The organism is Paenibacillus peoriae (genome assembly GCF_022531965.1).
In the GTDB taxonomy this organism is placed as follows: domain Bacteria; phylum Bacillota; class Bacilli; order Paenibacillales; family Paenibacillaceae; genus Paenibacillus; species Paenibacillus polymyxa_D.
This window is the reverse complement of record NZ_CP092831.1, coordinates 3179128-3192472: the sequence shown is the minus strand read 5'-3', so window position 1 is coordinate 3192472 and position 13345 is coordinate 3179128. Positions and strand designations below refer to the sequence as shown.

Below are 13345 nucleotides of genomic sequence, written 5' to 3'. Positions count from 1 at the left end.
ACCTAGAAGGAGCAAACGGATCATGACTAAAAAAGAAAGACGTACCTTTAGCGCTGAATTTAAAGCGTAGATGGTTCAGCTCTATCAAAGTGGCAAAGCACGAAAGGATATCATTCAAGAATATGATTTGAATCCTTCATCGTTGGATAAATGGGTGAAACAGAGTTCCACATCTGGATCCTTCAAAGAGAAAGACAACCGGATTCCAGAGGAATTAGAACTGCTCGAACTTCGAAAACAGAACAAGCAACTGCTCATGGAGAATGATATATTAAAGCAAGCCGCGCTGATCATGGGACGAAAGTAAATGTCATTCGCCAGAATAAACATAAATACTCGGTATCAGCAATGTGCGACGTCCTAAAACTCCCGAGAAGCACCTATTATTATGAAGAAAACAAAGTAGAAGTGACATCGGAGGGTGAGCTTCCCTCCCTGATTATGGACATTTTTCAAAGCAGCCGTCAAAACTACGGTACGCGTAAGATCAAAAAAGCGTTACACCAGCAAGGCTCTACGGTATTCAGGCGGAGTATTGGACGAATCATGAAGGAATACGGGGTGGTTTCCTCGTATACGGTTGCTCAGTACAAGCCTCATCCCACGAGATGCAATGAAGCCAAGCAAGCGAATGTACTGGACCGGAAATTTGAACAAGAGCAAGCGTTGTCTGTCGTCGTAAGCGATCTGACGTACGTCCGAGTGGGTTCATATTGGAACTACGTATGCTTCTTTGTAGTTCTGTTTAACCGCGAGATTATTGGCTACAGTGCAGGCCCTCACAAGGAGGCCAAGCTGGTTTACCGTGCTTTGGCTTCAATTAAGGGCAACCTGAATGACATTCAACTCTTCCATACCGACCGAGGCAATGAATTCAAGAATAAGCTCATCGACGATGCGCTAAAGGCTTTTCAGATTGAGCGTTCTTTGAGCATGAAGTGCTGTCCCTATGACAATGCCGTTGCGGAAGCTACTTTTAAAATTTTCAAAACGGAATTTGTGAAGAAACGTCATTTTGAAAGTCTTGCTGAGCTAACCACAGAATTACATGGCTATGTACACTGGTTTAACCATATTCGGATTCACGGTTCTCTGGATTACTTGAGTCCAGCTGAGTTCAAGCAGAGACACCACAAAAAAATTGTCTAGTTTAGTGTTGACAATCCATATGTGTTGGATGCCTTGAAGACTTAGAAAGAAAACAAGTCATTACACCCGGGTATACTGGCACTTCTAAACCACTCACTCTCGAGAGTGACGAGTCGAGTTTTACATTGTTCTTCCTTATAGGATGGCTGGTTTGATGACTAAATACTATGCGAGAAAAATGATCTTTACTACTTACTGCAGCTTACTACAGCGGCAGGTCGGTCTCAGAAGATTAAGGAAAATCGATTACTGGAAGCTTTGGATGAGAGACAGATTTCTGTTTTGAAAATATGCTAAATGATATTTGAGGAGCATCAGCCAAACAGCAAATTCCGTTTCGATATGGTATTTTGGTGATTGGTAACAAGTAGTGGAACTTATAGGAAGATAACCAAAAGTCCACATACTAAAAAGAAGGACCCAAAGAGTATAGATACAGAGCCTCTAAATTTCATGCCGTCAATGTAAGCGTCGCTTGGTTCTGAGTCACCTTTGATCTTCCAGGCTTCGTTTGCACGCCATCCTCAAGTGGGGTTTCATTTACTCAAAATACCAAGTGAGAAAAAAATAATCGCAATAAAAATAAGCATGAATCCCATTTGATCAACTCCTTAAGTAAACTATACCAAAAAAAAGAACGACAGATGGAAAGTGTCGTCCCTCAAGGACAGATGGAAAAAAAAGAGGGCTTTGCCCTCCATATGATGGTGTAATTTTAATCTGAATAGGCAACCGCATTAAAACTTTCTATTCCTATTCGGGTGGCATCCGCTGTGCAAAATAAATATAAGGTATACACCAATTCATTTGATGGTGGTAGAGGGACATTGTAATCGGATGCATTAATGGTAACGACCTGTACAGCGTTTGGGTTTGCTTCGGAGACACTAACAGAGTAAAGGGCGTATGCAACAGGAGAGTCGAGAGTGCCTCTAACAATAGAAATAGCAATAACGGAGTCAAAAGGTGGAGTAGTGGGAAATGAAAGCTCAGCAATCCCTGATAATTGTACACGCATATTTTCCCCAGCGCCCGTCACGTCTAAGCCAAGCTCTGCGATGGCAACAGGAGTATTGGCTGGCATGGAGATTGAGATCGTATTACCGTAACTTGCGTTTTGAGATGTTCGAGCATCTAACAATCTAGTCATTATCTCATCTCCTTTTTTGGGTAAAGATTTTGCAAGCTGGAAATAGAAAGATACATACAGTGCAGGGGCTGGATCGGTTGATAGTAGGGCTATTAAGCTTTAGAAGGATAAGCAGTAATAATCTAACACGATAGGGTCAGACCTATGCCTATTTTCCCAAGATCAAGTCAACAGCCCAATCTTTTTGGTTAATTGCACAATAAGCTACTTTGACTAGACTTCGGAGGTGATCATTAATTATGTTTAGACATTATTATTGGCAAAAGAAAATGCATCGGAGAAAATTTAGAAGATGTGTAGTTAAAAAGGTCAAAGTTTTACCGAAAGTTATTGTTAAAGGGATCCGAGGACCTCAAGGACCTCAAGGACCTCAGGGACCGCAGGGAGCGCAGGGACTGCCGGGTCCACAGGGAGTTCCAGGTGCTCAAGGCCAGCAAGGGCTACAAGGTTTTCAAGGAATTCCCGGACCAACAGGACCCGCAGGAGCAGTTGGGCCAGCAGGACCAGTGGGACCGGCAGGAGCGGTAGGACCAGCAGGAGCAACGGGGGCAGCAGGGCCAGCAGGCGGCGGGATATCAGACTTCTTAAGTGTCTTCCGAGCAGATCCTGGTACGGGAACGGACACAGTTCCGGGTAACTCACCAATTACCTTTACTGGAGTTTTGGCTAATGTTGGAGGTGCATTTACTTTCACTCCTCCATCTACAACGATAACAATCAACGAAACGGGAAGCTATCTAATAGATTTTACAATTCATAACCAAGGTGATGCTGCCTTTAACCTTACCGTAAATGGAATCCCTGTTACTCCTGTTCCCTTCACGGGTAACGGTGGCGGACCAATTTCGGCAGAAGTCATTATTACTGTAGGGGTCGTTCCTACAACTATTCAATTGGTAAATGCAAATGCAACCCCAGCCCAACTTCATAACTTTACCAATACTACTCTTACTATATTAAAGTTGACCGTTTAAGCCATTTTTAATGATATATAGAACATTATATGTAGCCGCTTTAGAAAAGACTGTACGATTTCATATCGTCAGTTTGTCTAATTCACTTATAGTAAGCAGACGAATTTATGGGGGAGGGATTGTATAGCATGGCAAGAGAACGTAGTGGCAGTAATAAGATCCATTAAACACTATCACTACTCCAAAGCCTATCTTTAAAGTTAAAATGGTAAATCCGCAGTAACATTGTAAAAAAACAATGATATTATTCAAACATTGAAATATGAATGCTAAGAAGGTTAGGAAACTTTTCCTACCTTCTTTTTGTTGTGGCATTTAAAAAAGAAATTTATTCGCACGAAGATCAATAGTAAATCTGGATAAGTCAGACGTTATTCTGTATTTATAGTAGTTTGCGAATGTAGTCCATCCGGCATCGGTTAGCGTCAAAGATGGACATTGGTAGGGCGAACAGTTCCAAGTAACTCCAATCAGTGAGGCATTTTTAACTGGCTGTCAAAAAAGCATCAGCGGGCGTAAATAATTGACCTGAATCACACTAATGGAGATTTGCCGGAGCTACTTGTATCTGTATCGCACACAAGTTCACCAGTGGGAACGTGATCAATATCTGTACTTTACTAAATAGTGAAACCCCTTGGGGCTCTAGGGGATATGGCCCATTGGTGAGATAAACCAAGACACCTTCAAGGTAAATGGAAATTCTCTTTCTGAAAATGCCATAGTGGTAAGCGTAAAGGCACAGCATAGTAAAACAGCAAAGGCAATCGAATCATGAAGCTAAAGATTGCTGACAAATTGTCGAAAACATCAGTAAGTTCTTCAACATTAGTCATTAGAGAATCCAATGTGGCTAAGACAAAGAAGAAATTAGACAGTGTTGAGAAGGCTATAGCTAACTATAAGTCCTTCTCTTTTTCTTCCGAATTAGCATGGTCAGGAAAAGGAGGACAGGCAGAGCAATCTGAAAGATAGGCCAAACTCGAACCAAGGCTACATGAAGACCGAACCACAAAAATTCGGTTAACCTAGAGGAGAGAAACGTAAGGGCGTATATGATGATACTTAGCAACAGTAAAGCAGGCTTATATCTAAAGGGGGTTATCGTTTGAAGCCCAATGACGGCACCAAACATAAAACCAGCCGTTTTGATTCCGATTCCAATAAATAGAATCATCGAAAACAGGACATCAGCTCTCTCAACGATCTTCGGTAGCTGAATTAGTTGTGTAACCTCAAATAAGGGATAGGTGCTTGATGCTGCCCATTCCGGACCTAAAACCAGGATTGTTAGTTCATTCATTACAATAAGGAACACAGCAGTGATCCAGTAAACAATGACGATTGACCGCTGTAATTTACGTTTATCCGTAACAATCTTGAACAGCACAAGAAAAAGAACCGTCTGCCCGAAGGGAAAAGACACGATCTCGGGAATGGCAGCCTTCACTACGGGAGTTAGACCATTCTCCAATACAGGAAATAAAAATTCAAAGTGAATGAGTCCTGTAAAAGGAGTAAGCAATAATAAAATGCCATAACCAAAAACCAATAGAAGAAGGAAGATATGACATAGAAGGAACCAGACCCTCGGTCCAAACCACACTACATCGGCACAGACAATTAACGCTATAAACGTAATAACTTCGGTAGGAGTTCTGTTAAGTAATGTCAATGCGCCGAGCTCACCAATGTCCCTGACACTCCTGGAAGCTTCATAAGCAAAGTAACTGATGAACAGAAGACCACCCAGACTACCTATCCATTTTCCCCAATAATGGCATAGGAGCTCGTACAAATCTCGATGTGGATCAAGTTTATGCATGTATAAATACATGATTAGCAAGACGAAGCCTACAAGTGCGCCGATCAGCATGGCTAGCCATGCATCCTGCTTGGCTGTAGCTCCCAAGAGGAATAAGGTTGTACTGCCAACCTGAAACAAGGAAAAAGCGATAGCTAACCCGGATACCCTGGTGACGGTTTTATTCATACTTTTAAAGCCCCTTTATACAAAATGGGTTAGGTTTGACTTCCGATATGCTTCTGTAGGAGGCCAGGACGCTGAATCCGTGCATCCACTCGAATGTCCAGTTCTATCTTCTTGAATTCCTGATCCCAGTCTTTTTTCACCGTTCCCCACTCCCTTGGGAACCTCCGGTGAATCCGGTCAGCAAAACCAGTTGCGTCTACACCAAGTTCCTGAAGTTTAGCCCAGCCCTTATTTATCGTACTGGTCACTTCTTTTGCAATCTCTTCTTCCAGATCATGTATGGTCTTCGTCTTGGAAATATCCTTAGTGCATGTAGTTTCATTTAAAGTCCCATTAATTTTCACTCCAACCTGCATAGTGTAATGAGAACTGGTTTTTCTGGGTGTAAGCTTTACATTAGCAGAGTTTACTAGTATGGAAGAGTACATTTCCCTACCGGGCTGTTTGCTGCATGGGAACGAAATTTCGCTGTTGTTAATCTTTTGAGACAGATAAGATACACCCAGACTCTCTTCCTTGTTGAGAAACCCTTTGAGCTTTCCTTTTTGGAATACCGCCAATTTAGTCAATGCCAGTTTGAGCGGGGCCGAGGTTTTTTTGAAGACATCCAGACTCTCTGCTTCCTTCACATCCTGATAGTCCCCTTCTCCGGTCAACTCGGCGACCGGTACTCCAATAGATTTGGAATCCGAGTTCATGCTTAATACGAAATCATAAACCCTAACTTTCGGAAACACCGATAAAATATCACTCTCTTTGTCGACTAATTCAGCCATGGCGACGCCTTGAAGTTTTTCAGGCGGCAGTAATTTCTTTAATAGATCGGATGCTAAGCCGTCCGTTACAATCATAGTTACCATCTCCCTTGCTTCCGTATTACGAAGATAAAAATCAATTAAACGGTCCATTCCTTTCTCAGCCGCTCTCTTACCGATAAATACAACACGATTATGTGCTATGTAGATTTGTCTTGATGTTTTTAAATTGCTGTACGATAACGCCTGGTTATAGGTTTTGGACTTTACTGAGAATACATGGGATGCCGGTTGAGAAGACCCTCCCGTTCCTCCTCCGGTACCACTTGCAAGGGCGGAGGGAATAATAATCTGATAGGACATCATCCACTGTCCGTCGTCCATCATATCTACTCCTGTAGCCGCAGTTACCCACAGCTCATTCAGTTCGACTCGGTTCCAGCAACCCGCCAAAATGAATAATATGACCAAGGCCAAAATAAATCTGCCTAATTGGGACATATCGGTTCCTCCTTACGCCATGGGATCTCGGCTGTGTTCCCCCGCTTGTTCTGCAAATGATTCCTGTTCCGTTGCCTGTCTTACTGGATTGACATCCCCAATCATTTTCGGCCGTTTCTTCATCTTCCACCAAGGTACACGCACAAACAGGTCTTTCATATTGCTCGTATAGAAAGGTGCGAGCGGCATCATATAAGGAACGCCGAACGAATTCACAGATACTAATCGAACGAGGATGGGAACCAAGCCGGCCAAAACGCCGTATAATCCAAATAAACCCGCTAACAGCATGAGTCCAAATCTGAGCAAACGAACAGCCCCCGCCATATTGATCGCAGGTAGTACAAAGTTGCAGATAGCTGTGAATGAAACCACAATCACCATAGCTGCAGAAACCAATCCCGCCTGTACAGCAGCTTGTCCAAGAACCAATGCCCCAACGATAGAGATTGCAGGCCCTACGGCGCGCGGCATTCGTACTCCTGCTTCGCGAATAACCTCAAAGGTCAGCTCCATTAGCATTGCTTCAAGCAGGGCTGGCAATGGTGTATTCTCTCTCTGCGCAGCCAAAGTGATGAGCATTGTTGTAGGCAGCATTTCCTGGTGAAACGTTGTTGTTGCAATAAAGAATGAGGGTAATAGCAATGCCAAGAAAAAGGATGCCATTCGAACGATTCGAAGAAAAGATGCCAGATCATAACGTTGGTAGTAGTCTTCACTGGATGCGATGAACCGAAAAAAGGTTACAGGAGCAATCAATACAAATGGAGTCCCATCAACCAATATCGCTACTAACCCCTCAAGCAAGCTGCCTGCTACAGTATCCGGGCGCTCAGTGTTATATATGGTTGGAAAGGGGGTCCATACCCCATCTTGAATAAATTCCTCGATATATCCACTTTCGAGAATACTGTCCGTGTTAATGGAATCTAATCGTCTGGAGATTTCCTTAACCACCTCTGGATCTGCAATGCCTCGAATATATGCCACCGATACCTTCGTCTGCGTGTATGATCCGATAATTCGAGAATCAAAGTGGAGTTCAGTTGATTTGATCCTTCTCCGGAGGAGTGCGATATTGGTGGATATATCCTCTGTAAACCCCTCTTTAGGACCGCGAATTACTGTCTGCGATGTTGGCTCCTCAACCGCTCTTTTAGCCCCCCCGCTCATAGAAGCAGCAAAGGCCTTGGTGCTGCCTTCGACAAGGAGAACCACCTGTCCATAAAGAACGGCATGGATAAGTGCTTTCTCATTTTTAAGGCAAGTGATGCCCCCAATAGGAATACGATCCATCAACCAACTTTCAACATTACGATCGGAGAGATCCCCATTTCGAATACCTGCAGTAAGTTCCTCCAGCAGTGTCGTTAAAATTTGCTGATCAATCAGGCCTTGAAGAAAACCTACAGCGAGAACCGGATTGCCCTGTTTATCGTTCAAACAACGAAGAATGAAATCCGTGCTATGTCCTATTTCCTGCTTCAGCAAGGTCACGTTGTCCTTAAGCGTGCCACTCAGTTCCTTGGATAACTCAGTCGATTTTTTATCATTAACTGGTTCAGAGCTCGTGCCATTTTTAGATCGTGAAGGCTGCTTAAACAGCCATTTTTTTAACTTGTCAACCATAGCAATACAGTTCCCTTCTAGATAGCGGTTAACTGTAATATGTTGCTATTCCACGATTTATATGTACACACCTTCCAAAAGATGTTTTTATATCAATTTATTTCAACTATGTTTACAATAGTAGAAGCTTTTTTAGTGGCATACGGCAAAAATTGTTGGCCGGTATAGACACAGTCTAAGAGAAGGGCTTGCGGATGTCGTTTTTGTATTGGATGGATTCGTTGTAGCCAAAGACCTTCATTCAGAGTTTTTAAAAGATGAGTCATTTCGAATGGTGGTATCTCCAGATCATCTGCTGGCATCTCGTTCCTCATTGATTGTTGATGACTTTCACAGAGAACAAATTTGGTTGCTTTACCATAGGATTTACCGGATATATCATTTTCTGCGCAAATGCTCTGGCATCGGGAAAAGTGGATTTTCACATCGTTGGCTGCTCTAATACATGTTGCAAAGAATGAATTAAAATCAAATGAAGCATCTGGCTCATAAGAGGAGCACTTGCGAAGTTATTTAAAGCACAAAAAAGTCCTCCGGAAATCACCATTTAAAGATATTCTTGCCAGATGTCATTTTTCGTTGGCTACCGTGAGGGAGGCAGAGCACTTAAATATTGCTTTTTGATAGCTGTCCACTTGACAGGGGTCGCTTCAGTTTGGAGAGGTTTTTACTCTTTTATAAGGGGAGACGATATTATGGAAGCAAAACCCGCTGTAGAATAATATAGCTCTCAGTCTTAGTGAAATAACTATTAGAATGCCCCCAATAGAAAGAATCGGCAGCCATGGATAAGAAAATAAAATAAAATCCTAGACTGCCGATGTTCTATTGAACTCTCGTGTCCCTTAAGTTCAATCGCTTCCCTTTTCATAAAAGTTGTTGTGCAAAGCTTTCTGCCGTTTAAATCATGTCTTACTCCAAGTCACTTTGTAAATTTCTAATCTCCACCGAGTTCAATCGTTTTCGTGGCGACACGGTCATGAAATTCCCGATCATGTTCCACGAATACAATGGTCGGCGTGTACTCAAGCAACAGCTCCTCAATTTGCATCCGGGAAATCACGTCGATAAAGTTGAGCGGTTCGTCCCAAATATGCAGATGAGCCTCCTCACATAGGCTTCTCGCGATTAGAACCTTCTTCTTCTGCCCGCCGCTAAACGCCGATATATCCTTCTCAAACTGGATGCGGGCGAAATCTAGCTTACGTAACACGGCCTTAAATAAGCTTTCGTCAATTCTGTGCTCTGCTGCATAATCGGAAAGCGTTCCTCGCAGATGAGAAGTATTCTGGGATACATAGGAAACGCGAAGCTGCGGCTCCCGCTGAAACGTACCTGTATAATGTAGCGTCTCATCGTTCAGCAGGCGAAGCAAGCTAGACTTACCTGAACCATTTGGACCTGAAATTGCAATCCGATCTCCTGGTTCGATCGTCAGACAAATGTTCTTGCAAACCGCTCTTTCCCCGTAGTAAATCGTGACGTGATCCAGCATAGCCAGTTCCGATTTGGGATACACGAGCTGAGAGATCGCAAGGCTTTCTGACTGTTCGATATTTCGGAGCAATTTCGATTTTTCCTCTAAAGCGGCGTGTTGCCGCTGTTCGATGGATTTCGAGCGTTTCATCATTTTCGCTGCCTTATGCCCGACGTATCCCTTGTCAAGCTTGGAGCCGGAGTTTCGTGTGCCGTTCTTCGATTTTTCGGTCTCGAAAGACCAGCCGCTAGTACGTTTAGCAGAAGCAGATAAACGCTGTATGTCTTTGTACAGCTTTTCGTTTTGTGCCATTTCGAACGTATCTTGGCGAGTTTTGTTCGTCCACCAACTGGAGAAGTTGCCTTTTTGGATTTCGATATTCGTTTTGTTGATCGATAGAATATGATCCACGCAGCGGTCGAGAAAAGCCCGGTCGTGTGAAACAAGAATAAAACCGCGCTTCGTATTCAGATAATCGGCGACAAGCTTGCGTGCGTGCAAGTCGAGATGATTGGTCGGTTCGTCGATGAGCAGAAATCGATTGTCTTGGATGAATAGCACGGCCAGCAATACCTTCGTCTGTTCCCCTTGGGACAGCGATTCGAATGGCCGGTACAACACGTCTTCTGAAATCTTAAGCAGGTTCAGTTCGCGCATCAACTTCCAGCTCTCATAGCTTGGCACGATCTCTTCGACGACGTCTAAGGTCAAATACTCCGGGTGCTCGACGGGAAACGGAAAATAATCAAAGACGACTGGTGTGGAGATCGTACCGCTGTATTCGTATTTCTCCTGCAACAGGTTTAAGAATGTCGTTTTCCCCCGACCGTTTCGCCCCGTAAAGCCCAACTTCCAGTCTGTATCAATTTGAAAATGAACATTTTCGAATATGGGGTCATAGCTGCCTGGATAGGCAAAAGTAAGATTGGTTACCTGAATGGCGGGCATGGCAGTCATCCTTTCGTTTGGAAATAAAAAAGAGCCGCAAGAAAGGTGCTATCTTGCGGCTCTAATCCATACGAGGAAATACGGCCCCATTTCAAGGGGCCGTATGACTGTCCGGAGAGGGAGCGCAAACGAAACGCAGACCTTTCTTGCAGAGATGAATAAAACGACCACAGCCGATCGCTGAGTCCGTTCTTTTCGTGATCTCAAAGCAAGAAAGTTCTACATGTATCCGTTCAACTCCCGTCATCAAATTACATCCAGTTTATCACAATAGTAATTTAACTACAACCTGCGTAGCCCTGTTAGGCTGAAGCCTCGCGTAGTTCGACATGCTCCTTAGATTGATTACTGTTATTTAACTATCCTGCTCGTTCGTATTAGGTTGATAACATATAGGTTTTTAAAATACCTAGCGTTATAGCAGCAGAACCAATTTAATATTTAAGTATGGAAGGTCTCTGATAACTCAGGGGCTTATTTTGCGTCTTGAGGAGGTGATGAAACCCATGGCAAAATAAAGTCAACATGGATATATACAACTGGATCTAACAAGACCAGTTGAAGAATTGACTGTTAGTCATTTCTGCTGTCATTGCTTCACAGCCAGCACACCGGAAAGAAAAATACTTAAAGGATTGTATATAGTATTGGGGGTGTTGCTCGCGCTGGTCATTATTGATTATGTGACCAGATTATTTGCCGCTGGCGCAGAAGGTAAGAAGGGAACCGGACCCGGCTTAAAAAGCAAGATTGGTCTTATCGGTATCGCTCGAGAGGTATTTATTTTTACAATAGTTGCTGTATCTCATCTAATCAATGGAGTCTTAGGCGATTCGCACCTTTTCCGGGATGCGGTCGCCTATTTTTATATGGCAAATGAACTGCTGTCCATTTTGGAGAATGGCGGCAGACTCGGCGCTCCTATCCCGCCTGTGATCCGACAGGCCGTAGAAGTTTTGAAAAGTAAAGGTGGTAAGGAAGGAGAGAAAGAGGATGCAACGACGAAACAGCCGTAATGCAAGAGGGATCGACGTATCCCGTTATCAAGGAAAGATTGATTGGAAGGCGGTCAAGGCAGATGGTATATCTTTTGCTTTTATTAACGCCAGCCAGGGGCAACGTTACGTTGATCCTACATTCACCACGAATGCAAAAGGAGCCAGAGCAGTCGGGGTATTGCCGGGTGCATACCACTTTTTAGATGCCACCACTGTTGAGGCAGCTAAAGCGGAAGCGCGGCATTTTGCCGAAGTATTGGAACAGGTAGGTGGTGGGAAAACGCTAGACTTGCCGCCTGTAATGGATTATGAAAATAATCCCGGTAACCTGTCCAAAACGCTTATTAGCGCTGTAGCTTTGGCTTTTCTTCTCGAACTGGAGCGACTTACAGGACGCAAGCCCATTGTCTATACAGGTAATGCATTTGCAGCGAATTTTAACGCCTCTTTGGGTGGTTACCCATTATGGATAGCTCGGTACAGTGATACTCGTGTCCCAAGCGACACAGTGACGTGGAAACGTTGGGATATTTGGCAATACAGCGACAGCGGCAAGGTAGCAGGGATAAAAGGGAACGTGGATATGAATGAGTATGATGGTACGGCGGACGAGCTGCGTGAACGTTTCACAAAGCGCCCTGAGCAGCCGGAGACAGTCACGTCCGGTACGTTCGTCGTAAATGGCAAACAGGTGTAGGGAAGACGCTGCTCTATAGTGGCAGGACGTATGTTCCGCTGCGTGTGCTTGCTACTGTGTTAGGCTTATCGTGTCATTGGGACACCAGTCTCAAGGTCGCTTATTTAAATGGAGCCAAGCTGCAATTTATCCAACTGGTCGAAGGAGTGGCATACGTGCAGCTCAGACCCGTTGCGGCGGCATACGGTGCTGTAGTGTCCTGGGATTCAAAAAATAAAATCGCATCGTTGAAAACGAAAGGGGAAAAGTAATCATGCAAACAATTATCGAAACTGTACAGCCTATGTAAATACCATTGTCACAGCCGCTGCGGGTGTGCTTACAGCATTTGTTTTAGGAGGTCTGAATAAACTCAAGACTAAGGTTAACGTGTGGCTAGAAGCGCGTACAACGGCAGCACAACGTGAGGTAATCCATAAAGTAGCAGGAGAGGCTTTTGCATTTGCTCAGACTACGTTTAAAGATGCTGGTGGGGTTCATAAGATGCATGAGGCTTTACAGTATGCATCCTTACGGCTTACGGAACAGGGCATTGTGTATCGTCTACGGAGTTACAAGCAGCAATTGAGAAGGCATATCTGGAGTATAAGGCTAAAACAAAAGCGGTACTCGCTATGAAGCACAGCCAAATGAGGAAGCGGCACAAGTAGCAGCTAAGGAAGCTGTATCGGATCTGGCTGCAAAGCTTAATGATTTCTTGGCACAGGCTACGGCTGAGGTAATGCCAGACGCTCAGGTTCAATCTGCACCCGAGCCTATTTCTGCATTAGTAGATTCCGTACAAACTCCAGTCATTACGGAGTAAATCTAAAAAACTAATGCCCTGCTGGTTTCGGCTGGTGGGGCTTTTTTTGTTTTTGCTCATATAGGATGTACCCATAAGATTTGGTATGTAATATAAAAGCCCTCCATTTAAGGAAGGCTCTTGTTAAACGCTGAGCATGCAAATCATAAATCAATGTGATTTACTACGTCTTTTCAAAAAAATCACAAAAAGCATAACAAGCAGTATACAGAAAAATATTGCAAAAGCAATCACGATCCACCACTGAGGGTCAATATATACAACACGAC

The 13345-nt window shown here is 43.8% G+C and carries 8 protein-coding genes and 1 pseudogene; 4 read left to right on the top strand and 5 right to left on the bottom strand.

What is annotated here, in order from left to right:
* Nucleotides 1-70: 70 nt before the first annotated feature.
* Nucleotides 71-1149 (top strand): IS3 family transposase gene (locus MLD56_RS13875; protein WP_152526729.1). Its coding sequence is split into 2 segments (ribosomal slippage): nt 71-272 and nt 272-1149, totalling 1080 coding nucleotides; the frame shifts between segments, so codons are not numbered across the junction.
* A 715-nt stretch (nt 1150-1864) separates the two neighbouring features.
* Here MLD56_RS13875 and MLD56_RS13870 read toward each other — a convergent pair.
* On the bottom strand, nt 1865-2299 hold the full coding sequence (locus MLD56_RS13870; protein WP_029517855.1) for a hypothetical protein: 435 nt from the start codon (nt 2297-2299) through the stop codon (nt 1865-1867).
* Nucleotides 2300-2538: 239 nt separating this feature from the next.
* Here MLD56_RS13870 and MLD56_RS13865 point away from each other — a divergent pair, with 239 nt between their 5' ends.
* Nucleotides 2539-3273 (top strand): BclA C-terminal domain-containing protein, encoded by a 735-nt coding sequence (locus tag MLD56_RS13865; RefSeq protein WP_029517854.1) that lies wholly within the window; start codon nt 2539-2541, stop codon nt 3271-3273.
* Nucleotides 3274-4168: 895 nt separating this feature from the next.
* On the opposite strand, the gene MLD56_RS13860 is transcribed toward MLD56_RS13865, so the two are convergent.
* The 4 genes from MLD56_RS13860 to abc-f form a co-directional block, all read right to left on the bottom strand.
* Nucleotides 4169-5266, bottom strand: a complete 1098-nt coding sequence (locus MLD56_RS13860; protein WP_029517853.1) for a GerAB/ArcD/ProY family transporter — start codon at nt 5264-5266, stop codon at nt 4169-4171.
* A 29-nt stretch (nt 5267-5295) separates the two neighbouring features.
* Nucleotides 5296-6522 carry a Ger(x)C family spore germination protein gene (locus MLD56_RS13855; RefSeq protein WP_029517852.1) on the bottom strand — a complete coding sequence of 409 codons (1227 nt, stop codon included), beginning with the start codon at nt 6520-6522 and terminating at the stop codon, nt 5296-5298.
* A gap of 12 nt (nt 6523-6534) precedes the next feature.
* Nucleotides 6535-8151, bottom strand: a complete 1617-nt coding sequence (locus MLD56_RS13850) for a spore germination protein (RefSeq protein ID WP_029517851.1) — start codon at nt 8149-8151, stop codon at nt 6535-6537.
* A gap of 937 nt (nt 8152-9088) precedes the next feature.
* The gene (gene abc-f / locus MLD56_RS13845) at nt 9089-10576 is read right to left on the bottom strand and encodes a ribosomal protection-like ABC-F family protein (RefSeq protein ID WP_029517849.1); all 1488 of its coding nucleotides are present in this window, start codon (nt 10574-10576) and stop codon (nt 9089-9091) included.
* A gap of 623 nt (nt 10577-11199) precedes the next feature.
* Between abc-f and MLD56_RS13840 the strand changes: the two genes are divergently transcribed.
* Together MLD56_RS13840 and MLD56_RS13835 are read left to right on the top strand one after the other, a co-directional pair.
* Complete coding sequence (locus MLD56_RS13840; RefSeq protein WP_238794834.1) at nt 11200-11592, top strand: phage holin family protein; 393 nt, start codon at nt 11200-11202, stop codon at nt 11590-11592.
* Nucleotides 11570-12522: pseudogene (locus tag MLD56_RS13835) on the top strand (GH25 family lysozyme). The gene MLD56_RS13840 and the pseudogene MLD56_RS13835 overlap by 23 nt, the downstream one beginning before the upstream one ends.
* The last annotated feature ends 823 nt before the right edge of the window (nt 12523-13345 follow it).